Annotated in this window: 21 protein-coding genes and 1 other RNA gene; 17 read left to right on the forward strand and 5 right to left on the reverse strand. The window is 37.7% G+C overall.

The window, feature by feature from the left end:
• Window positions 1-6: 6 nt before the first annotated feature.
• Window positions 7-1,110 (reverse strand): phage shock protein operon transcriptional activator, encoded by a 1,104-nt coding sequence (gene pspF, locus B7C41_RS11740; protein ID WP_085299103.1) that lies wholly within the window; start codon window positions 1,108-1,110, stop codon window positions 7-9.
• Between the two features lie 191 nt (window positions 1,111-1,301).
• Here pspF and pspA point away from each other — a divergent pair, with 191 nt between their 5' ends.
• From pspA to B7C41_RS11805, 13 genes are all read left to right on the forward strand, one after another.
• Entirely contained in the window at window positions 1,302-1,973 is a 672-nt protein-coding gene (gene pspA, locus B7C41_RS11745) for a phage shock protein PspA (RefSeq protein WP_085299104.1), read from the forward strand.
• 52 nt (window positions 1,974-2,025) lie between these two features.
• Complete coding sequence (gene pspB / locus B7C41_RS11750; protein WP_085299105.1) at window positions 2,026-2,253, forward strand: envelope stress response membrane protein PspB; 228 nt, start codon at window positions 2,026-2,028, stop codon at window positions 2,251-2,253.
• The gene (gene pspC, locus B7C41_RS11755) at window positions 2,250-2,726 is read left to right on the forward strand and encodes an envelope stress response membrane protein PspC (RefSeq protein ID WP_085299106.1); all 477 of its coding nucleotides are present in this window, start codon (window positions 2,250-2,252) and stop codon (window positions 2,724-2,726) included. The genes pspB and pspC overlap by 4 nt, the downstream gene beginning before the upstream one ends.
• A gap of 319 nt (window positions 2,727-3,045) precedes the next feature.
• Window positions 3,046-4,476, forward strand: coding sequence for a YcjX family GTP-binding protein (locus B7C41_RS11760; RefSeq protein WP_085299107.1), 1,431 nt, complete (start codon window positions 3,046-3,048; stop codon window positions 4,474-4,476).
• The gene (locus tag B7C41_RS11765; RefSeq protein WP_085299108.1) at window positions 4,473-5,489 is read left to right on the forward strand and encodes a YcjF family protein; all 1,017 of its coding nucleotides are present in this window, start codon (window positions 4,473-4,475) and stop codon (window positions 5,487-5,489) included. Before B7C41_RS11760 ends, B7C41_RS11765 begins: the two co-directional genes overlap by 4 nt.
• Before the next feature lie 203 nt (window positions 5,490-5,692).
• Window positions 5,693-6,505: a phenylalanine 4-monooxygenase gene (gene phhA, locus B7C41_RS11770; RefSeq protein WP_085299109.1), complete on the forward strand. Its 813-nt coding sequence runs from the start codon at window positions 5,693-5,695 to the stop codon at window positions 6,503-6,505.
• A gap of 9 nt (window positions 6,506-6,514) precedes the next feature.
• Entirely contained in the window at window positions 6,515-6,853 is a 339-nt protein-coding gene (locus B7C41_RS11775) for a 4a-hydroxytetrahydrobiopterin dehydratase (protein ID WP_085299110.1), read from the forward strand.
• A 112-nt stretch (window positions 6,854-6,965) separates the two neighbouring features.
• The gene (tyrR, locus tag B7C41_RS11780; protein WP_085299111.1) at window positions 6,966-8,516 is read left to right on the forward strand and encodes a transcriptional regulator TyrR; all 1,551 of its coding nucleotides are present in this window, start codon (window positions 6,966-6,968) and stop codon (window positions 8,514-8,516) included.
• Window positions 8,517-8,563: 47 nt separating this feature from the next.
• Complete coding sequence (gene maiA, locus B7C41_RS11785) at window positions 8,564-9,205, forward strand: maleylacetoacetate isomerase (RefSeq protein ID WP_085299112.1); 642 nt, start codon at window positions 8,564-8,566, stop codon at window positions 9,203-9,205.
• Window positions 9,206-9,271: 66 nt separating this feature from the next.
• Window positions 9,272-10,129, forward strand: a complete 858-nt coding sequence (locus B7C41_RS11790; protein WP_085299113.1) for a DUF3014 domain-containing protein — start codon at window positions 9,272-9,274, stop codon at window positions 10,127-10,129.
• Window positions 10,130-10,144: 15 nt separating this feature from the next.
• Window positions 10,145-10,729, forward strand: coding sequence for a 1-acyl-sn-glycerol-3-phosphate acyltransferase (locus tag B7C41_RS11795; protein ID WP_235839698.1), 585 nt, complete (start codon window positions 10,145-10,147; stop codon window positions 10,727-10,729).
• 89 nt (window positions 10,730-10,818) lie between these two features.
• Window positions 10,819-10,915: signal recognition particle sRNA small type (ffs, locus tag B7C41_RS11800), an RNA gene on the forward strand.
• A gap of 83 nt (window positions 10,916-10,998) precedes the next feature.
• Entirely contained in the window at window positions 10,999-11,418 is a 420-nt protein-coding gene (locus B7C41_RS11805; RefSeq protein WP_085299115.1) for an EAL domain-containing protein, read from the forward strand.
• A gap of 114 nt (window positions 11,419-11,532) precedes the next feature.
• Here B7C41_RS11805 and B7C41_RS11810 read toward each other — a convergent pair whose 3' ends face one another.
• The 3 genes from B7C41_RS11810 to B7C41_RS11820 form a co-directional block, all read right to left on the reverse strand.
• A complete protein-coding gene (locus tag B7C41_RS11810; protein ID WP_085299116.1) occupies window positions 11,533-11,793 on the reverse strand; it encodes a late competence development ComFB family protein in 261 nt (86 codons plus the stop codon).
• A gap of 121 nt (window positions 11,794-11,914) precedes the next feature.
• Window positions 11,915-12,490 carry a primosomal replication protein PriC gene (gene priC, locus B7C41_RS11815; RefSeq protein ID WP_158089125.1) on the reverse strand — a complete coding sequence of 192 codons (576 nt, stop codon included), beginning with the start codon at window positions 12,488-12,490 and terminating at the stop codon, window positions 11,915-11,917.
• 38 nt (window positions 12,491-12,528) lie between these two features.
• Window positions 12,529-13,311, reverse strand: a complete 783-nt coding sequence (locus B7C41_RS11820; protein WP_085299118.1) for a sulfite exporter TauE/SafE family protein — start codon at window positions 13,309-13,311, stop codon at window positions 12,529-12,531.
• 700 nt (window positions 13,312-14,011) lie between these two features.
• Between B7C41_RS11820 and B7C41_RS11825 the strand changes: the two genes are divergently transcribed.
• Complete coding sequence (locus B7C41_RS11825) at window positions 14,012-16,906, forward strand: TonB-dependent receptor domain-containing protein (protein ID WP_085299119.1); 2,895 nt, start codon at window positions 14,012-14,014, stop codon at window positions 16,904-16,906.
• Between the two features lie 407 nt (window positions 16,907-17,313).
• On the opposite strand, the gene B7C41_RS11830 is transcribed toward B7C41_RS11825, so the two are convergent.
• A complete protein-coding gene (locus B7C41_RS11830) occupies window positions 17,314-17,592 on the reverse strand; it encodes a hypothetical protein (RefSeq protein ID WP_085299120.1) in 279 nt (92 codons plus the stop codon).
• Window positions 17,593-18,716: 1,124 nt separating this feature from the next.
• On the opposite strand from B7C41_RS11830, the gene B7C41_RS11835 reads away from it, so the two are divergent.
• Genes B7C41_RS11835 through B7C41_RS11845 form a run of 3 tightly spaced genes read left to right on the forward strand, consistent with a single transcriptional unit; the run spans window position 18,717 to window position 21,366 of the window.
• On the forward strand, window positions 18,717-19,496 hold the full coding sequence (locus B7C41_RS11835) for a DUF3450 domain-containing protein (protein WP_085299121.1): 780 nt from the start codon (window positions 18,717-18,719) through the stop codon (window positions 19,494-19,496).
• Window positions 19,496-20,842, forward strand: a complete 1,347-nt coding sequence (locus tag B7C41_RS11840) for a MotA/TolQ/ExbB proton channel family protein (protein WP_085299122.1) — start codon at window positions 19,496-19,498, stop codon at window positions 20,840-20,842. Before B7C41_RS11835 ends, B7C41_RS11840 begins: the two co-directional genes overlap by 1 nt.
• A complete protein-coding gene (locus B7C41_RS11845) occupies window positions 20,842-21,366 on the forward strand; it encodes a MotA/TolQ/ExbB proton channel family protein (protein ID WP_085299123.1) in 525 nt (174 codons plus the stop codon). The genes B7C41_RS11840 and B7C41_RS11845 overlap by 1 nt, the downstream gene beginning before the upstream one ends.
• Window positions 21,367-21,369 lie beyond the last annotated feature (3 nt).

Below are 21,369 nucleotides of genomic sequence, written 5' to 3' on the forward strand. Positions count from 1 at the left end.
AGCTATTTATTCTTCTTCAGCACCACTAGAATCAAGCAGGTTATATTTTTTTAAGTAACCTCTTAATTGATGATAGGTCAATTCAAGTGCGTCTGCGGTTTTCTTTTGATTATATTGGCAATTAGCTAAGGCAGACTTGATCAAATCGACCTCATAGTTCTGTGATAAATTCTTTAATGATAATGGAAACTCAAAAGTGCTGGCTAATGGCTGTATTATTTGCTCAACTTTAGTTGGAGCTTCGGCAGTTGTATTATCTACATTAGCTACTGGTACAGCTGGACCTGTAACGATGCGATCTTGAGTTTTTATACGTTTCGACGGTCGATATGGTGATTCAAATGGGTCAATCACTAGTTCATGTACAGGTAAGTGCGGGTTGTTACAGCGATAAACACTGCGTTCAACCACGTTTTTAAGTTCACGAATATTTCCTGGCCAGTGATATTCTAATAATGCGCGTTTGGCTTTTTCGGTGAAACCACTGAAAAGTTCAAACTCTAATTCTCGCGCCATGTTAATAGCAAAGTGCTCAGCAAGCACTAATATATCGTCTAAGCGTTCACGTAATGGCGGCAAGGTGATAACATCGAATGCTAATCTATCGAGTAAATCTGCGCGAAACTCACCCGCTTCAGCCATTGAGGGTAAATCTTCATTAGTGGCGGCAATTAATCGAGCATTAGTTTTAATGGTTCTAGAACCACCTACGCGTTCAAACTCACCATATTCGACCACTCTGAGGAGTTTTTCTTGTATTAAGCCTGTGGTATTCGCAATTTCATCAAGAAACAAGGTGCCGTTATCAGCACGTTCAAATCGTCCTTCATGACGTTTGCTGGCGCCCGTAAAAGCGCCACTGTCATAACCAAATAACTCACTTTCCAGTAAGTTTTCATTTAACGCGGCACAATTAAGCTTTAAATAATTTTGATCCCAACGTTTTGATAAGTAGTGCAAACGGGCGGCGACTAGCTCTTTACCTGTGCCTCGTTCACCTATAATAAGTACAGGTTTGCTTAAAGGAGCAATTTGTGAAATCTGCTCAAGTACTTCTAAAAAACTGTTGGATTGACCAATGAGATTATCTTGTTGCTTAAAACGTGTCATTTACTGACCCAATAATTGGTTTATTTCACTAACAAATAGTGTATTTTATTAATAGCTTAGATAGAAGTGTTTTTTTAATTAATAATATTCCTTTAATTTACAATGTTTTATGTGTTTTTGAAAACATGGCTTAGAACGTGAATAGTAAATAACAAGACAATTTAAGCAAACTATTGAACGAGGAAGTAATTATGGGTGTTTTTTCAAGGTTCACAGATATCATTAATTCTAATATCAACAACTTATTAGATAAAGCAGAAGATCCTGCAAAAATGGTGCGCTTGATCATACAAGAAATGGAAGACACGTTAGTTGAAGTTCGTTCTTCATCAGCGAAAACGTTAGCAGATAAGAAAGATTTAGCACGTCAAGCAAGTCGCTTTGAAGCCGATGCAACTCAATGGCAAGAAAAAGCTGAACTTGCGTTAAGTAAAGGTCGTGATGATTTGGCTCGTGCAGCATTAATGGAAAAGAAAAAGTGTGTTGAGAGTGCTGACGCTTTGCGTGATGAATTAGGGCATGTTGAAGAGCATATATCTAAACTGCAAGATGAAATATCTCAATTGCAAGAAAAGCTTGCTGATGCAAAATCTCGTCAAAAAGCTATTATCATGAGAGAGAAAACGGCAAGTTCACGCTTAAAAGTGAAAAAGAATATTGATAGCGACCGTGTAAATGATGCGCTAAGTCGGTTTGACCGCTACGAGCGTAAAATTGATGATATTGAAGCACAAGTTGAATCGTATGATATGGGCAGTAAATCATTAGCAGACGAAATTGCTGATTTAGCATCAGATGAAAAGGTTGATGATGAGTTAGCCCAATTGAAAGCTAAAATGAAGTCTAATAAAGAAAATAAATAAGCATACGTTAACAGCATATACCTGAATTAGGTGCAAATTAAGGGGAAGTATTATGGAAGAGATTATCGTCGCTCCAGTCATTATATTTATGATAGTAGTAGCACCTATTTGGTTGATATTACATTACCGAAGCAAACGTCAAATTAGCCAAGGTTTCAGTGAAGAAGAGTATGTTCAACTGTCCGAACTGTCTGAGTTAGCAGATAAAATGGCCGATAGAATTAAAACCTTAGAAGCTATTTTAGATGCGGAAACTCCCGAATGGAGAAATAAAGTATGACCAACAAATGCCGAGGTGAGTTATATAGAAATACGAGCCAAGGAAAGCTAGCTGGAGTTTGTGCAGGTATTGCAGACTATTTTGGCTGGGAAACTTGGTTAGTACGTATTTTAGTAGTTTCAGGTGTGTTGCTAGGTATGGGTTGGTTTATTGTAATCTACATCGCTGCTTGGTTTATTTTAGATAAAAAAGCCGGTAGTGCAGCAAATGCCAAACGCAATGCACAACGAAATCAAACAGGCCATCATGCGCCAACTCAAGAACATGAACCGCAGCAACAAAGTGGTGGTGAGCAATTTGAGAATGAGTCGATTAAAGTGAAGTCGCGTATTTGGCAAGCAGGAGAACCGCCTAAACAAGCGTTTCATGATATTAGGCGTAAGTTTAAAACCCTAGAGCGTGAATTAAGAGTGATGGAGCACTATGTAACATCGCCAGAGTTTACGGTTTCTAGAGAAATTAATAAACTTTAAGAAAAAGCGGCTTAGCCGCTTTTTTTCTGTTCGTATACTTTATCATAATACCGTGTTTGTGAATAACATTCGCCAAAGAAATCGGCTAGAAATATCAGTTGTAACTATGTTTATTAATGCATTTTTCCCTAAAACCTTCTGTCGTTAATTAGAAAAGATAAAGTGTAAGTTGTTAAAATATTGCTTGATAAAGTGCTGTAACCTAATTAGAAAAACCGCTAACATCAAATCACGTAGTATTCCGTTTGAACAATTTCATTCAGCGCATTTTAAGTATTTATCGCGCAAGAAAATCAACGAACCAATATAGCAGTTATACATGGCACTCATTAATAAAAAACAATTAGAAAAACTAAAGCAAAAAGCGGGCGACTTGCTTAATCGCTCAATTGACCAACATGTTACTTTAGCGGTAACGGGGCTTAGTCGTAGTGGCAAAACCGCCTTTATAACCTCAATGGTCAATCAATTACTTAATGAAGGCAGCAACTCACAGTTAAGTTTTTTTAACGTTGTTCATCAAGGCCGTTATATCGCGGCGAAGCGCGTACCACAAAAACATTTGCATATACCTCGTTTTGAATACGATGGCGCAATGAATGCGTTATGTCAGTCACCAGCTAAATGGCCAGAGCCGACTAACGGTATAAGTGAGTTGCGCATTGCTATTCGCTATCAGCCGAAAGAATCTTTACTTAAATATGCCACGGAAGCAGCAACGTTATATATAGATATTACCGATTATCCGGGGGAATGGTTACTCGACCTACCCATGTTATCGCAAACCTATGAAGAATGGTCGCAGCAAATGGCGGCTTTATTAAAGCAATCACCTAGAGCTGAAAAAGCTCAGAGTTTTATTGAAAAGCTTAAAACTTTTGACCCATTTGCTCCTGTTGATGAGAATGTACTTGCACAGCTGTCGCAAGAATATACTCAACTGTTGTTGCATTACCGTCATAATTTAGGGCTTTCAGTTATTCAGCCAGGGCGGTTTATTCTGCCGGGTGAATTAGAAGATGCTCCGATATTGCAATTCTTCCCGTTTGTTGACTTTGATAATATCGATGGCAATGATTACCAAAATGCGAATGACGACTGTTATATTGGTATGCTACGTGCCCGTTATATTGAATATAAAGAGCGGGTGATCCGCCGCTTCTATAAAGAACATTTTGTTAATTTTGATCGACAAATTGTTTTAGCTGATTGTTTAACGCCGCTAAATAATGGTTCTGAAAGTTTTGATGATTTACAAAATGCCATGGCGATGATTATGAAAAGTTTTCAATATGGTCAATCGAGCTTACTGTCTCGACTGTTTTCGCCCAAAATTGATCGCTTATTATTTGCCGCCACAAAGGCTGATCACGTGACACCTGAACAGCACCATAATTTGGTGTCATTATTGAATAAGCTTGTTTATCAAACTAAGCAAGTACTGAATTTTGATACCATCAAGATGAAAACATTGGCATTAGCCTCTGTTAAAGCAACTAAAGTTGGCAAAAGCCATTATCAGGGGAAAGATATTCCTGTAATACAGGGACGACAATTGAGTAATGATAAAAAAATAACCTTATTTCCGGGTACTGTGCCAGCTGCAATACCTAACGCTGAATATTGGCAACAGCAAGCATTCAATTACATCACCTTTGCACCTGCAGAGTCAGCAAATATAGATGAGTGTTTGAGTCATCTACGTATGGATCAAGTTTTACAATTTTTGCTTGGAGATAAATTAAAATGAACGAGTTAGATGAAAAATATCAACAGCAAATATTATTTGATGAAGTTGAAATTACCGATAATGCAATAAAAGCTAATACTCCACAAATAATCGTCGACGAACGTGATTGGCTTGCGGATGAACAGCCTGAAGTGAGTATTGAAAACATGCTTGTAGAGGCTAAAAAACCTCGATGGCTTTGGCGAGGAATAGCCGCGGTATTCGCCACTTTAGTCGGTATTGAAACGGTTCAATTTTTTATCACTGGCTTTAGTCAATCGCCAATTGTCGCCGGCTTATATGGTGCATTATTGCTTGGGCTGTCTGTTGTTTGTGGCCGAGCTGTTTGGCGTGAGCTTTCTGGCTTAAGGCAATTTAAGCATCAGCAAACATTGCAACAACAAGCTCATGATATTATCAATGACGATGGCAACATTTCCGCGGCAATATTTTGTGAAAAACTAACTAAACGTTTACCGATTGATTTAGCTGAGCATGACCAAGGTAAGTGGCAGGAGCTTAATGTTGAAGAATTCAATGAAGCTGAAATAATGCAGCTTTATTCTCGTCATGTACTCTCAAAAGTTGACCAAAAAGCAATGGCAGAAATAGCTAAGTTTTCAACTGAATCGGTTGTGCTCGTGGCATTAAGCCCAATTGCTATCATCGATATGCTAATCATGCTATGGCGAAACTTACGCTTGGTGAATAAAATAGCGGCGTTATACGGACTTAAGTTAGGTTACTGGAGTCGAGTAAAATTAATCAAGCAAGTTATTTTTAATATGGCTTATGCTGGTGCAAGTGAATTAGTTGCTGATTTAGGGGCAGACTTACTGGGGGCAGAATTGTTAGGAAAGTTATCTGCGCGCATGGCACAAGGGCTTGGCGCCGGAATGTTAACGGCCAGGTTAGGCCTAAAGGCTATGCATATGTGTCGACCTATTCCTTTTGATGGTGATGCGCCTAAGCTTGGTCAAGTTCGACAAAAAATTGTTAATCAGGTGCAAACGTTAATCATTTCAAAAAAATAATGGCCTGATATTGTTAGTAAAAAATATCTTTTGTACATTTTAATGTAACACAAATTTTACACTCTCAAGGTCTGCTTAAAAAACAGTCGATTTGAAAGTCGTGCTTTTTCTACCCTTGTTGCCTTAGTATGAGGCAACAAAATTAGCTCAACAATATCAAAATAAAATTAACAATAAATTGATATTAATATAAGGTTAAGAAAATGGGAAAAGCGACTAAATACGTTTCCAAAGTTGCAGATGAACAGGGTGTTATTGCTTGGTCTGCAGAAGAAAATAAGATTTGGCAAGAATTGCTAACACGTCAGTTATCAACAGTTAAAAACACTGCGTGTGATGAATTTGTAGCAGGTTTAGAAAAGCTAAACCTTCCAATAGATAGAATTCCACAGCTTGAAGAAGTCAGTGAAGTTTTAAGGGCTGAAACGGGCTGGAATTGTGAACCTGTGCCAGCACTTATCGGTTTTGGTGAGTTTTTCCGGTTATTGTCTGAAAAAAAATTCCCTGTAGCGACGTTTATTCGCTCTCGTGAAGAGTTCGATTACCTGCAAGAGCCTGATATCTTTCATGAAATATATGGTCACTGTCCATTATTAACCAACGCTTCATTTGCTGATTACACGCAAGCTTACGGAAAAATGGGCTTAAACGCTTCAAAAGAAGATAGAGTATTTTTAGCAAGATTATATTGGTTTACCGTTGAATTTGGCTTGCTCGATACGCCAGACGGTTTGCGCGTATATGGTGGTGGTATTTTATCTTCACCAACTGAAACAGAATACGCGCTAAATGACAAACACGTTGAGAGAAAGACGCTTGATGTATTAGACGTACTTAGAACTCAATATCGAATTGATATTCTACAACCTGTTTACTTCATGCTTTCAAAGGTTAGTGACCTTGATAATATTCGCAAATTAGAAGTAGAAGACATTATGGCGTTGGTAGAACAAGCCAGAGAAATTGGTCTACATCCACCAAAATTTGAATTAAAATCAACATCAAAAGCAAGTTAAGGAAGTTTTATGAGTGCCGAATTATCAAATCAACAATGTGAAGCATGTCAGGTTGATGCCCCAAAGGTAAGTGATGACGAATTAGCAGACTTATTAGGTCAAATACCTGATTGGGTACCTGAAGTGAATAATGGCGTTATGATGTTAGAACGAGTTTATAAATTTAAAAACTATAAATTAGCTTGGGCATTTGCGAATAAAGTATCAGAACTAGCAGAAGAAGAATTTCATCACCCAGCCATTTTATTAGAGTGGGGTAAAGTGAAAGTAACATGGTGGACCCACGCTATCAAAGGGCTTCATAAGAATGACTTTATTTGTGCAGCGAAAACAGACCAGCTTCTGTAATGTTTGCTTACAACAATAAATACTAGCCTCCTATTAAAGGGGGCTTTTTTTTGTTGTAAAAATTAGTTTACAATAGCGCTATTGAAATTAGTTGCTTGCCTGAGGTTATGAAATGCGTTTAGAGATAGGTTGCCAAGACCGAGTTGGTATCGCACAAAGTGTATTGGCAATATTTGTAGAGCGCGGTATTGATTTACGCGGTATTGAATTGAAACAACCTGGGAAAATTTTTATTAATATTCCTGATCTTGAGTTTTCTGAACTGCAAGATTTTATGCCGCAGTTACGCCTAATTGATGGTATTATTGACGTAAAAACTACGCCTTATATGCCATCTGAGCGTGAACGAAACGAATTTGAAACCCTAGTCAAAACCTTTCCTGACCCATTTATTTCTGTTGATACTAAAGGCCAAATTCGTATGGTCAATAATACGGCGGCGCAAATTATGTGCGACAGGCTTGAAAATATTGCCAGCGAGCATGTTAGCAATTGGTTAAAAGGTTTTAATATTAGTCGTTGGTTAGATGGTGATGAAGTACTTGCACAAACCCGCCGCGTTAAATTTCAAGACGATGACTTTGTTGCCGATATTATTCCGATTCATGTTGCTGAAAGCGATGAAGAGCAAGTGCTTGCCGGTGCAGTACTGATCCTTAAATCAGAAGCAAGATTAGGTCAGCAAATTAGTGCTTTTAAAAAAGCTAGCGATAACAATTTTGCTGGTATTCAAGCAAACAGTAGTTCGATGCGTAAGTTATTACGCGAATCAAAACGTATGGCTTTGCTTGATTCTTCGATGTTAATTATCGGTGAAACAGGTACAGGTAAAGAGTTATTAGCGCGCGCTTGTCATAGTGCTAGTGACAGAGCTGATAAACCATTTATGACTTTAAGTTGTGCCGCACTTCCAGATGATGCCGCTGAGACTGAATTATTTGGCTCAGGAGCTGCTGGTGAGGTAAATAGTAAAAAAGGTATTTTTGAATCGGCTGACGGCGGTACAATATTTTTTGATGAAGTGGGGGAAATGTCACCTAAATTGCAAACTAAAGTGTTGCGAGTTATTCAACATGGTACCTTTAGACGTATTGATGATGAAAAAGAAATCAAAGTGAATGTTCGTATCATCAGTTCAACGAATCGAGATTTACTTAACATGGTCTCGTTAGGTGAGTTTCGTGAAGATTTGTATTATCGCCTAAACGTATTGGGCTTGAATATTCCGTCATTGAGAGAGCGACGTTCAGATATTGTGCCGCTTGCGGAACTTTTTGTCGCTAAGTTTGGTCAACGTATTGGTAAAACACACATTTCTTTTGATAAGGAATGTCTTGAATTTATTGAGCATTACCCGTGGCCAGGCAATGTAAGGCAATTAGAGAACGTGCTTATTCGTGCGGTATCATTAATTGAGGGCAATATTATTATGACCTCTCATTTACAGTTACCAGCTTACACCCGAGAACATGGCTATTTAGAACAAGATTTTGAAGGCACACTTGATGCCGCAGTGAAGAATTTTGAAGCTGATTTATTACGTAAGCTTTATCCTGCGTATCCAAGTACTCGGCAGCTTGCAAAAAAATTAGGCTTGAGCCACACCGCAATAGCGAACAAATTGCGTGATTACGATATTAATAAAAAAACGGTTAAAATTTAAAGGCCGTTTGTTTTTCCGTTAAGTTAGTATTATTTTGAGATTTTATTATGAAGTTATATGGTTATTGGCGTTCTTCAGCAGCCTATCGCGTTAGAATTGTTATGCATTTAAAGTCGTTGTCATTTGAATCCATTGCTGTGCATTTGGTGAAAGATGGTGGTGAGCAGCATAAGGAAGCATATACAGGGCTTAACCCAACACATTTAGTGCCTACTTATGTTGATGACGACGTAACATTAAACCAATCATTAGCCATTATTGACTACTTAGATGAAAAGTATCCCGCTGTGGCGATTTACCCGACAAATATTGCAGAAAAAGCTAAAGTTAAAGCGTTGGCGCTTGATGTTGCTTGTGAAATTCACCCCGTGAATAATTTACGAGTACAACAATACTTGGTTAACACTTTGTCAGTAGCTGAGCTAGATAAGCTTGCTTGGAGCTACCATTGGATGAATATTGGTTTTGCCGCGATAGAAAAGCAACTGAAAAGTAGCGCCGGCAAGTTTTGTTTCGGTGATAAGGTCACCATAGCGGATATTTGCTTGGTGCCACAAGTTTACAATGCCAACCGTTTTAAGCTTGATATGAGCGCTTTTCCTCATATTTCCCGTGTTGTTGATAACTGTAATCAATTACCGGCATTTATCGCGGCACTGCCTGAAAACCAAACAGATGCGAAATTATAGCGTTCGAATTAAATAGCAGATAATGATTGTTTAGATTGTCCGGGCTCACTGAATATAAAGGTTATTATGTCAATACAAAATACAGAGAAAAAACAAACTCCTTGGGGAATTATCGCTGTTATTATAGCTGCGATAATTGCATGTGTTGTTTATTATTATGTGATTGCCGCTGATGAAGAAAATATTACAACAGCGCCAGTTGTTGCTATTGAGAAACCTACACTATTACCTGAGGTTGCCCCTGAGCCTAGTGAACCTGAATTTATTGAACCGATAATTGAACCAATTATTGAAGATATAGTAGAAGCTGAGCCAGAAATTATTCTACCAACGCTTGATGAAAGTGACTCCTGGTTTACTGATAAATTAGCTAATTTAACCTGGCGTAAAGAGTTACTAAAATTAATGGTGACGGAAGATATGATCCGTCGTTTTGTAGTTTTTACGGATAATTTTAGCCAAGGAACGTTGGCTTACGAACATGCACCATTAGCCTTACCAAATATTAAATTTTCAGCAATAGAAGAAAAATCCTCAGAAGGTTCTAAATGGCAATGGGACGAAAGTAATACGCGCCGTTTTAGCCTTTATGTCGATTTACTCCGCTCAATGGACAGTGAAATGCTGGTGCAGTGGTATGTTGAATTAAAACCATTGATTGATCAGGCGTACCAGGAATTAGGCTACCCCGATGATGAGTTTGGTGACGTATTACAAGATGCGATTACTAAAGTGTTAGATATGGAAATACCTAAGACGTTACCTGAATTGAATCGTCCAAGTGTTATGTACAAATATAATGATGAATCATTAGAGTCTTTAGATGACGCAGAAAAACTGTTGTTGCGTTTAGGTAAAGAAAACTTACTGGTGATTAAATCAGTAATGCTAGAAATCAATGAAAAATTCACACGTATTCGTTAATAGTGAACCACTGATATGAACTTACCTCACGTTCCTGATTGTATTCCAACACGAAAATATGGCGTGTTGCATAGTATGGCGAAGAAAATATTAACATGGTGTGGTTGGACTATTAAAGGAGAATTGCCAGCACAGTCTAAGATGATTGTTGCGGTAGCCCCTCATACCTCTAATTGGGACTTTTTTATTGGTATTGCTGCAATGTTTAGCTTGCAACTGAAAGTATCATTTTTAGGTAAAGCGAGCATATTTCGCTGGCCAGTTAAGTCGATACTGGCAGCTATTGGTGGCATTGCTGTTGACAGAAATAATCGCCATGGTGTTGTAGGGCAAATTGTTCAGGAAGTAGCTCGTAATGATAAGTTTATATTAGGACTTGCACCTGAAGGAACTCGTAGTAAAACTATAGAGTGGAAAACTGGTTTTTTGCATATTGCTAAGCAAGCTAATATTCCAGTCGTGCCTGTTAGTTTTGATTTTGTGAAAAAAGAAATTTTTTTTCATCCTGCGGTTTATATTTCAGGAGATATAAAGCAAGAGTTAGTTGAATTTAAGCAAGTATTCACTGATGTTTGTGCAAAAAATCCCCAAGCGGTTTAATTTTTTAAACTAGCGCTTGCAACTGCCCATGCTATTAGCGATAATTCGCGCGCTTTAAGGAATTACCTTAATCGCATCTATGGTGACCCTTTCGGTCCCTTCGCAATGATACTCTGTGAACTCGGCCAGGTCCGGAAGGAAGCAACCGCAGCAGACGACTCATGTGCCGGAGTGTGGCTGATTGGGTTGCCACCCAAATTTTATTATCTAATATTAAACAGTGACTTTCGCCTAACAAAGCTAAGCTAATAAGCGAGTGATACAGTGCCATTAAAAAATATGACATTTGTTCGGAGCATTTGCTGGTAGAGTTAGCAGAAAATTTACTCGTTGAAGATATAAAACATTCAATTGAACTAATCCGGCATTTAAAAGCACAAAAAATAGAGTGCGCTATTGATGACTTCGGTACCGGCTATCCATCATTAACTTATCTGAAAAATATTCTTGCTAGCGTTTTAAAAATAGATCGTTCATTTGTGACGAATATAGATAAAAGTAAAGGTAGCATAGCAATCGCTAGTACAATAATTAGCTTGGCAAAAGCACTTAATATGAAGGTGCTCGCTGAAGGAGTTGAAACAAAAGAAGAGCTCGATTGTTTGAAGATGTTAGGCTGTTATGACTATCAAGGCTTTTATCTTAGTAGGCCAATGCCCTTTGAGGATTTTATAACGTTACTTGCATAATGATTAAGGCAATATGAGCAATGCTTTCATTGTTATATAACAAATTCAGATCTACTTTTTTTAATGTAAAGGTAAAGCCTAGTATACGAAGCACTAGGCTAACTCTAGAACCAATTAGCTATTTTCTTTCATAAACTCTAATGCTTTAGCTACAGCCACCTTAACATTATTCTCCATTTCAAAGCGCTCAGAGGCGGGCAAGTAAAATGCCATATCAACCTCATGTCGGATATAACGTGGAGGAAGTTGATTTAATACGACGCAAATTAAATCGGCAATAAATTCAGTATCATATTTTTCCTCTAATTTTAGGCTAGCAAAATGTTGAGATACTAATTTTTCATAATAATTATGAATATCATCAGAAATTTTCATAGGTATGACTCTTAAGTTATAGAAAACATTATTAAGCGTAAAGCTAGAGTACTGAAAACTGCAATTTTTTTCATCTGTTATATTGATATATTATAAATAAACTATATTCATGATAAATTTTTTAGAAGTTTTTAGTTTGTTCTATTTCACGCTCTAACTTGGAAATAGCTTGCCGACAGCGTCCCAAGCGTTGGTGTAAAACTAAAACTTCATTTGAAAGACGTTCACTTTGCTTAATTGTTGCTTGTTGTCGCTGCAGCTCTCTGTCAGTAATCATTGCTAACAGTCTGCGTTCAAACTCTATTGTTTCATTTAGTTTTTTGTGTAAATTATGACTTGATTGCATTACCGCTTGAGCTGCTTTTTTATATCGACGTGCTTTTATAGCAATAAGGCGCTGTTCAGCCTCCTTGTGCACAACATTGTTTGAGTTTAATGCTGTACGCAGCGCTGAAATTTGCTGTTCAATTATTAATAAGCGGCTATGTGCTAAATTGTTTTTTTTGGCCCTTAAAAGCCGCGCTAATTCATTGGTTTTATTTTTTATTTCTGAAACGTAAGGGGTGAAAAGATCACTGTGTGTTGAAAATAGCGCCTCAGCAAAAATGTCATTTTCCTGAATAATCTTATGTGATTTCGAATATTTATTTGACTCATCAATAGCTTCAGCTTGCTGTGTCAACTGTTCCAGAATCATCTGAATTCTTTTTATCGCAGGTTGCATGTTAGGCCTATTTAATTGAGCCAAGCTTGATAACCAAGATTGGCAGACATTGCTATAACAACAGTAATAAAAACAGGGCGAATAAATTTACTACCAAACTTAATTGCCCAGTGCGCGCCAACCCAGGCACCAAGCATTATGAAAATCCCCATAGAAATACCGAGTGCAAAATTGACATGACCAAGATAAATAAAAGTAAGTAAACTGCAGAAATTACTGATGAAATTAGTAAAGCGTGCTAAACCACAACTTAACAAAATATCAATTTTATAGAGAATGTTCGATGAACTAACCCAAAAAGCACCTGTCCCCGGACCGGCGATACCATCGTAAAATCCTAAAGTAAGCCCTTGTATCACTTGTTTTACTTTAACTCTAAATGTTTTTACTGGTAGGTCATGGTCATCATATGCGGGAGATTTAGCTACTAAGGTGTAAATCGCCGTTAAAATAATTAATACAGGGATATATCTGTCTAAAAACTCGACGGAGAGAAAGTTGACCATAGTGGTGCCGATAACAGCACCTGTTGCTGTTGCTATGATGGCCCATAACCAATACTTGGGGGACAGCAATTTCTTACGATAAAAGGCAAATGATGCAGTGCATGAGCCAAAAGATGCCGCCAGTTTATTTGTACCTAATGCGACGTGCGGAGGTAGACCTGATGTGAGTAAGGTTGGGATGGTAAGCATGCCGCCGCCGCCCGCAATAGCATCAATAAGGCCAGCAATAAAGCCAACACTACATAATGTCACCCACAAACTTAAGTCTAGGACTGGATCAATAAGCATAAAAAGAGTGTACTGAGAGATAAAATCGAATTGTACCACAGTGATGTTGTGATTTTAGGAGCATTTATTAGACATTTTTTTTCATTACAAAACAATTAGGCATAATTCACATCTTTAATTGTGGTTTTTGTAAAATAGCGTTTTTAAAAGTAACTGGATTAACCTTTTCATTATATTTGAATTTGAGCTATTAGCTGATTATTGAAAATAATCTCAGCTATTTTCTTGTAAACGTTCGGATAAGTTTACAAGTTTATTTACTATTTGAAGTTAATCTTGAATATAAGCGTCATAGCGTTTCTGTTAACTACTTTGTTTTATTCATCGTTACAACTTATGCATATTTTTATATACCAAAAAGTGTGTCTTTAACTGATTGTTTTTTATGTTTTTATTTCGTGCCTTGTGTTTTGAAGACTGTTCATCAAATAAATGATATTTTAGTTTCCAAATTCCGTATAATTACATATAAATATATAACTCATTGATCTTTTAGTTTTATTAACGTTATTTGAAACATACTCATATCGATAATGTAACCTGTTATATCAAAACGTAACTATTTGTGTTGACCCGTTAACAATTTTAAGTTTAATATCTAGAGCGATAGATTAAGGTCTAAGACCAAATTATAAAACAACAGGGCAACATAGCCTTGAACTTAAACACTAGAATCACGAAAGTGGTCCAGGGAGTATATATGTATAGCAATAGCAAAGTAGCTAAAGCTGTTCGCGTCGCCATGATGTTTGGCGCAGGCGCAGCTGCAGCAATTTCCGCTCCTGCATTTTCTGCTGAAGAAGAATCAGCTGGAGATGTAGAGCGAATTGAAGTAACAGGTTCTCGTATTAAACGTGCTGACATGGAAGGTGCTAACCCTGTCCAAGTTATTTCACGTCAAGATCTTGTTGCATCCGGTATCACCAACATGGGTGATATCCTTCAAGAAATCCCATCAGTTGCTGGTGCGGGAACTAACACTGCAATCAATAACGGTGGTTCTGGTGCTATTCGTGTTTCATTACGTGGTTTAGGGGCTTCTAGAACTTTAGTACTTTTAAACGGTCGTCGAATGGTTGCTTCTGGAACAGGCGCTAACTCTTCTGTTGATTTAAGTACAATACCAACTGCAATTGTTAAACGTGTTGAAGTGCTTAAAGATGGCGCTTCTGCTATTTATGGTTCAGATGCAATTGGTGGTGTTGTAAACATCATCACACGTGACGACTTTGAAGGTTTCGAATTTAACGCAGGTTATGACATCGGAACTGAAGAAAGCGATGGCGAAACGAAATCAATGGATTTCACCATTGGTTTCTCTGGTGATAAAGGGAATGCTGTTGTAAATGCTTATTATGTTCAGCAAGGAACTCAATCGTCTGCTGATCGTGATTGGTCTAAGTTTGAACTTGACTTAAACCACGAAACGAATGAGTTAGATCAAGGTGGTTCTTCAGCTCCACCATGGGGACGTTATAACGGTATTGATGGCGCTAACGGTTGTGGTTCATTTACACATGGTGCTGGAAGTGGTCCTGGTCAATCTGATCCATCTGACTTCTCTAATCCAACAGGCTACGACTGTTGGGATTGGGACAAAGATACATATAACTATGCGCCAGCGAACTTTCATTTAACAGCGCAAGAGCGTTACGGAATTTTTGCATCTGGCTCATATGAAATTAATGATAATATCCGAGTATTCACCGAGTTAACCTTTAACCGTAATACTTCTGATACTAAGCTTGCGCCATTACCATTAGCACCACTTGCGTTCTTTGGCTTTAGCGCACCATACTCTGCAGATAACTACTATAACCAAACTGTAGGCCCAAAAGATGTTAACGGTAACTCTGTAGATATCGCAGATTGGCGTCGTCGTTTGGTAGAAACAGGTGGCCGTGATACACGCTTCCGTGTTGAAACAGTGCGTGCAATGATTGGTATGGATGGTGAGTTTGATAATGGTTGGGGCTATGAAGTAAGTTATATCTTCGGTTCTAATGATTCAACATCACAACGTGCTGGTGGTGCAAACTTTGAAAAAGTAGCGCTAGCAGTTGGACCATCATTTATGAATGATGCTGGTGATGTTGTTTGTGGTACTGTTGATGCCCCTATTGCTGGTTGTGTATCTTTAAATGTTTTTGGTATTCCAGGAACAGACACTCAAGTATCTCAAGAGATGTTAGATTACATTTCATTTGAAGCGCATGATTTTGGTTCGAACGAACAACAAATTATGTCTGCAAGTGTTTTTGGTGATGCATTTGAGCTTCCTGCTGGTACTGTTGGTATGGCATTTGGTATTGAGCATCGTGAAGAGAAAGGTGCTGATTACCCAGATGCATTGATCGCTCTTGGTATCACTTCAGGTTCTCCTCGTACCTCTACTGAGGGTGGTTATGAAGTAGATGAAGTATTCTTCGAAGCTAGCGTTCCATTGTTATCAGGAGTTGCATTCGCTGAGTCTTTAGAATTAGATTTAGCTGTTCGCTACTCTGACTACGACACATTTGGTGATACTACTAACCATAAAGTTGGTATTAAATGGAGACCTTCAGATACAGTTCTTGTTCGTGGTACTTCATCTAGTGCATTCCGTGCACCGTCAACAAGTGACTTGTTTGCTGGTCGTTCATCGAATAGCCCTTCAGTAGTTGATTCATGTGCAACTAACCCATCTGCGTTCTGTATTGCAGATGGTGTTCCTGCCGCTGGTTTCGTGCCAATCGGTGACCAACTATCTTCTACTTTAGGTGGTAGCGTAGACGTTCAACCTGAAGAAGCAGATATTTTTACAGCTGGTGTTGTTTACAGCCCTGAATTTGTTGATGGTTTATCATTAACTCTTGATTACTGGGATATTGAAATCACTAATGCGATCACTACCGTTGGTGAACAGTTGATTCTAGACAAATGTGCTCAAGAAGGTACATTTTGTGATTTAATTACTCGTCATGGCCCAGAGCAAGGTGCCTTATACGGTAACTCAAGTGATATTGATAACCGTACTACAAACGTAGGTGGTGTTGATTCATCTGGTTATGACTTTAATATCCGTTACACAACAGATCTTGATCTGGGTACTTTTACAGTAAATCTTGATACTACGTATTATGATACTTATGAAATTACTCAAGCAGATGGTTCTATCGTTGTTAATGATGGTAGATTCGAACGTAATAGTGGTGACGGTAACTTCCCTGAATGGAAATCTAACATCGATTTTCGTTTAACTAGTGATGATTGGTCTGCTGGTTGGGCAATTCGTTATATTGGTGCAGTTGATGAAACTTTTGCCAATGTTGAAATAGCAGATGTTGGTGATGTTCATCCAACCTTCACTACTACAGAAGTTTTAGTTAATGGTGTACTTGATTCGTACGATGTTGACAGAGAGATTGAAGAGCAAATTATTCATGATGTAAGATTTTCTTACTTCTTGGACAATATGACTGTTACTGTTGGCTTGGATAATGTATTTGATGAAGATCCTCCGTACGCAGCTACAGGCTTCAACGATAATACTGACCCTCGTACTTATAATACAACTGGTCGTCATGTGTATGTAAACTTAGGATTATCTTTCTAAGATAATAAAGTAGCATACCTATTGAAAGCCATTGAGTTCTGCTCAATGGCTTTTTTGTATATAACGTACAACGAAAATATTAGCAGCATATTTGGGGCTGTATATGACAGATATACTTACGGTAGCTGTTATCCAATAAAAGGATAATAGCTATTAATAGGTTATGTATGCATACCCAGATATTTGGAGTTTATTTCGTAAAATAGGAAACTGTTAAGTTCTGTACTAGGGGCAGGGATAAATAAGTTTAGTGCTTACGTCAAAGAGTATACTTTAACTTATTCGCTTTTTTAAGGTTACGATACGCTTTAAGTTTTATTTTTGCGATTGCTTGATGTGTTATATAGAATCTAGTAAAAGCCTTAGAACCTCTAAGGCTTTTACTGTTAAACTTGGTAGGTTGACTTTTATTGACTATGAGCTTGTGTTCGAGCACCTTTTTCTGTTGTTCTAAGGGCCTCTTGATTTCTTTTTCTTACTTCGTCTGATAGCGCTTTAGTCATGCAAGTACGTTTTTTTCTATGGCTTCCAACCTGCGCTATAAACTCACAGACCATACTTTTGTCTTTCGACATTTTTGCATACTTTTGATCATTTTCTGCTGATTTTTCTGCGTAGCCTGCCTCTGACGAACTACATGCGCTTAATAATGCAATAACTGAGACGATGGTAATGTTCTTTAACATTTCTAACTCCTTAATGATTTTTGGCAGTCTAATTGCCGTAAATGTGAGTAACTCCTTAACAGAATATCTTCAACTTATTAGCTAAAAATGCCTGATATGTAAATAGATTAACATCGTATTTGCAAATGTCTATCCCTATTATTCTCTGCTTTAATTTTGTAGAGGAAATTATAATTACTTGGGGTATGTTGATTTTTGCTTGTATTTCAGTAATAGACTGATTCTAATACTAGTGAAAGCAGAATGAAGGAGGCTTGGATGTTCCAAATATGTGAAATTCTAATACGGTTAGCGTTAGAGGTAGCCACTGTGTAAAAAAGCTGAGACGAAATTGTTAAACAAAAATAAAATCCTCCAAATTGCTTTGCTATAGCTTCTGTCTATGTGTAGGGGGGAACTAGATAGCTAAAATATTAGGTTTAACATCAGAGAACTCATTAGGCTGTTTGATGTACCTCTATAATTAACTTTGATTTTTTACGCACTTTACAGCGCTACTTTCTTATATTTAGATTTGCTAGGTTTCACGAGGTAGTTTAATTATATGTGAAGTCAGGCGGTAAGCTACGTTTCAATTGCTTCTAGAACAGAGTTCTAACTTATTTATAATCATTGTGTCTTCTAACCATGAAATAAGTAATTTTGAAAGCTAGCCTTTAAAGGCGTGAAACTAAGAATATGTGTTTCACTCTTTGGCATTAATAAATTGTAATAATATATTTTTCAGATTCTGAGTAAGTAAGGATTTGTATGTTTTGTCGGCGGTCAAGGATGTTTTTCGCTCTATTTTGTAATTATTATTGACTTAGTACGAAAGAATTAGTAAAACATACTCAGCATATATTTTTACAATTAAGAGGAATGTTTGTAATAATGATGATTATCGCCAATATTCTTTAATTAATTCCTGAATATTGTGTTCAATTCTCGTTACAAAAAAGTTTATTTACCTCATTATGGGAGTAATAAGCTGTCTTTTTAATGTACTTGGTTGACAGTAAGGCTGTCGTCTGGGAATATTGCATGGTTTTATTCTAGAGAAATAATAACTTAAAATGGCAGATTATTAAATTTGCGTTAACAAAAGCTTGTTATCAAAATTCAATAGCAATTGGTTGGGAACTATGTCCAAATTAAGCAAGAAAAGCCTTATCGCTTCGACGATTATTGGCGCATTAACATTTTCAGTAAGCAACTTCGCTGCTGCAGATGCATTAACAGATCTACAAAAAGCAGAAGCTCAAATATTTAAAGCTTCAAGCAAATCTCAAAGCAAAATCGATAATATTTACGAACAAACTCAAGAGCTTTTAGCTGAGTATCGTAATACTGTTGATGAAGCTGATGTTCTTAAAGGCTATAACGATCATGTTCAACTTATGGTTGATGATCAAAGAGCTAATATCAAATCATTAGAAGATCAAATTGGTGGTATCGATAAAACCAAGCAAGGCGTAGTGCCATTGATGTACAAAATGATTGATACCTTAGAGAAGTTTGTTGAGCTTGACGTTCCTATGAACATTGAAGCACGTAAAGAACGTATCGCTGGTTTACGCAATGTCATGACAGACTCAGATGTTTCTGTTTCTGAACAATATCGTTTGGTACTTGAAGCATACGAAATCGAAGCTACTTACGGTACTATTTTTGCGGCTTACCAAGCTGAGTTAGATCTAGGTGACCGTATGGTTACTGCTGACTTCCTTCATATGGGACGAGTTTCATTTGTTGCACAATCTCTTGATATGAAAAACGCTTGGGTTTGGAATAATGAAAAGCGTTCATGGGAAGCTTTAGGGGACGAATATTTGAAACCTATCACTGACGCAATTCGCATGGCGAGAAATCAATTACCTAAAGATTTAACTAAGTTACCAGTATTTGCAGCAGGAGCAAAATAATGAAAAAATTAATTAATTTTGTTTTACTTGCAACGTCAATGACATTGGCAACTTCAGCATCAGCTAATCAGTTAGACGATTTGTTAAAGCAAGTTAAAAATGACCGAATCTCTGAAGCTAAACTTGATAAAAAACGTGAAGCTGAATTTATGTCGGCTCGCTCTGACAAGCAATCATTGTTGAATAAAGCGAAGAAGTCATTAGCAGACCAACGAGCTCGTAACAAGCGTTTAACGAAAGAGTATGCTGCTAATGAAATCACGCTAGCGCAAAAAGCTGTTGAGTTAGACAATGCTAAAGGCACATTAGGTGAAATGTTCGGTGTTAGTCGTGCAGCAGCAGCTAATGCTTATGGTGCAATTGCAACATCAATAGTTTCAGCTGAATACCCTGGTCGTGGAGAGGCATTAAGCACTATTCTTAGTTCGAAAAAAGCAGTGCCAGAATTAGAACAACTTGAAGAATTATGGTTTGCATTGCAAACAGAAATGACGCAATCAGGTGAAATTTCTAAATTCTCTACAGAAGTAACTAACTTAGATGGTTCTAAATCTACTGAGACTGTTACACGTATTGGTACTTTTAACTTAGTATCTGAAAACGGCTTCCTAACTTATAACGACGAAGTAGGCCAAGTGCAACCATTAGCCAAGCAACCAGCGGGTTACATTTCTAATACTGCATCTGCTTTCTTTGGTGAAACTGCAGGCTACTCTCCAGTTTATGTTGATCCATCACGTGGTGCTATATTAACGCTTGAAACACGTAAGAAAACGCTTATGCAGTTTTACCATGAAGGTGCAGAAGTTGGTTATGCTATTACAGTATTGCTAATTATTGGTTGTTTGATTGCGTTAGAGCGTATGTTAGTTCTTGGTAGCATGAGTTCTAAAATTAAAGCTCAAGAGAAGAACCTTGATCAGCCTAATGAAAACAACCCGCTTGGTCGCTTGTTAAAAGTTTACTTTGACAACAAAGCAGTTGATGCTGAAACATTAGAACTTAAACTTGATGAAGCTATTTTACGTGAAACACCAAAAGTTGACCGTGGTATTAACTTAATCAAAATGTTTGCGGCTATAGCGCCTCTAATGGGTCTATTAGGTACGGTTATTGGTATGATTATGACCTTCCAAACAATTATGTTATTTGGTACTGGTGACCCGAAAATTATGGCGGGTAACATCTCTCTAGCACTTGTAACAACAGCTTTAGGTTTGATTTGTGCATTACCACTTATCTTAATCCACAGTATTGTTGCTGGTAAGAGTAAATCAGTTTTACAAAAATTAGACGAGCAAAGCGCTGGCTTAATCGCAGCGATTGCCGAGAAGGAGTCTAAATAATGTTATTCCTGATAGAGCTTTGGGAATCTGTCAGGAGTTTTATTGCGACAGGTGGCGATGTTTTATATTTCGTAGCCTTCGCTCTCTTATTGATGTGGATATTAATGATAGAACGCTATTGGTTCTTATCAAAAGTGTACCCAGTAATGAAAGACGATATCGTCGGACGTTGGGATGCTAGAGAAGATACAACTTCTTGGTATGCACATCGAATTAGAGATACTTGGATCTCCGAAGCGACAGAACGACTAGAGCAAAATATGCTCACAATTAGAACCTTAGTGGCAATGTGTCCACTGATTGGACTACTTGGTACCGTAACCGGCATGATCGGTGTGTTTGAAGTTATGGCACAACAAGGTACAGGTAATCCGCGTCTGATGGCGTCTGGTATATCAATGGCAACAATCCCGACAATGGCGGGCATGGTTGCAGCATTATCAGGTGTGTTTTTCAGTTCAAGGTTAGACGCTAAAGTTAAACTAGCAAAGGCTAAACTGGTTGACAGTTTACCTCATCACTAGAGA

The organism is Cognaticolwellia mytili (assembly GCF_002104475.1).
Taxonomy (GTDB): Bacteria; Pseudomonadota; Gammaproteobacteria; order Enterobacterales; family Alteromonadaceae; genus Cognaticolwellia; species Cognaticolwellia mytili.

Bases quoted from the DNA above. Each gene is read 5' to 3' on its own strand.
- B7C41_RS11830 (WP_085299120.1), bottom strand. From the start codon at position 17,592: ATGTTAAAGAACATTACCATCGTCTCAGTTATTGCATTATTAAGCGCA.
- B7C41_RS11760 (WP_085299107.1), top strand. From the start codon at position 3,046: ATGGCACTCATTAATAAAAAACAATTAGAAAAACTAAAGCAAAAAGCG.
- B7C41_RS11765 (WP_085299108.1), top strand. From the start codon at position 4,473: ATGAACGAGTTAGATGAAAAATATCAACAGCAAATATTATTTGATGAA.
- B7C41_RS11775 (WP_085299110.1), top strand. From the start codon at position 6,515: ATGAGTGCCGAATTATCAAATCAACAATGTGAAGCATGTCAGGTTGAT.
- pspA (WP_085299104.1), top strand. From the start codon at position 1,302: ATGGGTGTTTTTTCAAGGTTCACAGATATCATTAATTCTAATATCAAC.
- pspC (WP_085299106.1), top strand. From the start codon at position 2,250: ATGACCAACAAATGCCGAGGTGAGTTATATAGAAATACGAGCCAAGGA.
- B7C41_RS11845 (WP_085299123.1), top strand. From the start codon at position 20,842: ATGTTATTCCTGATAGAGCTTTGGGAATCTGTCAGGAGTTTTATTGCG.
- B7C41_RS11840 (WP_085299122.1), top strand. From the start codon at position 19,496: ATGAAAAAATTAATTAATTTTGTTTTACTTGCAACGTCAATGACATTG.
- B7C41_RS11820 (WP_085299118.1), bottom strand. From the start codon at position 13,311: ATGCTTATTGATCCAGTCCTAGACTTAAGTTTGTGGGTGACATTATGT.
- maiA (WP_085299112.1), top strand. From the start codon at position 8,564: ATGAAGTTATATGGTTATTGGCGTTCTTCAGCAGCCTATCGCGTTAGA.
- pspB (WP_085299105.1), top strand. From the start codon at position 2,026: ATGGAAGAGATTATCGTCGCTCCAGTCATTATATTTATGATAGTAGTA.
- B7C41_RS11790 (WP_085299113.1), top strand. From the start codon at position 9,272: ATGTCAATACAAAATACAGAGAAAAAACAAACTCCTTGGGGAATTATC.
- tyrR (WP_085299111.1), top strand. From the start codon at position 6,966: ATGCGTTTAGAGATAGGTTGCCAAGACCGAGTTGGTATCGCACAAAGT.
- B7C41_RS11825 (WP_085299119.1), top strand. From the start codon at position 14,012: ATGTATAGCAATAGCAAAGTAGCTAAAGCTGTTCGCGTCGCCATGATG.
- B7C41_RS11795 (WP_235839698.1), top strand. From the start codon at position 10,145: ATGAACTTACCTCACGTTCCTGATTGTATTCCAACACGAAAATATGGC.
- B7C41_RS11810 (WP_085299116.1), bottom strand. From the start codon at position 11,793: ATGAAAATTTCTGATGATATTCATAATTATTATGAAAAATTAGTATCT.
- phhA (WP_085299109.1), top strand. From the start codon at position 5,693: ATGGGAAAAGCGACTAAATACGTTTCCAAAGTTGCAGATGAACAGGGT.
- priC (WP_158089125.1), bottom strand. From the start codon at position 12,490: ATGATTCTGGAACAGTTGACACAGCAAGCTGAAGCTATTGATGAGTCA.
- pspF (WP_085299103.1), bottom strand. From the start codon at position 1,110: ATGACACGTTTTAAGCAACAAGATAATCTCATTGGTCAATCCAACAGT.
- B7C41_RS11835 (WP_085299121.1), top strand. From the start codon at position 18,717: ATGTCCAAATTAAGCAAGAAAAGCCTTATCGCTTCGACGATTATTGGC.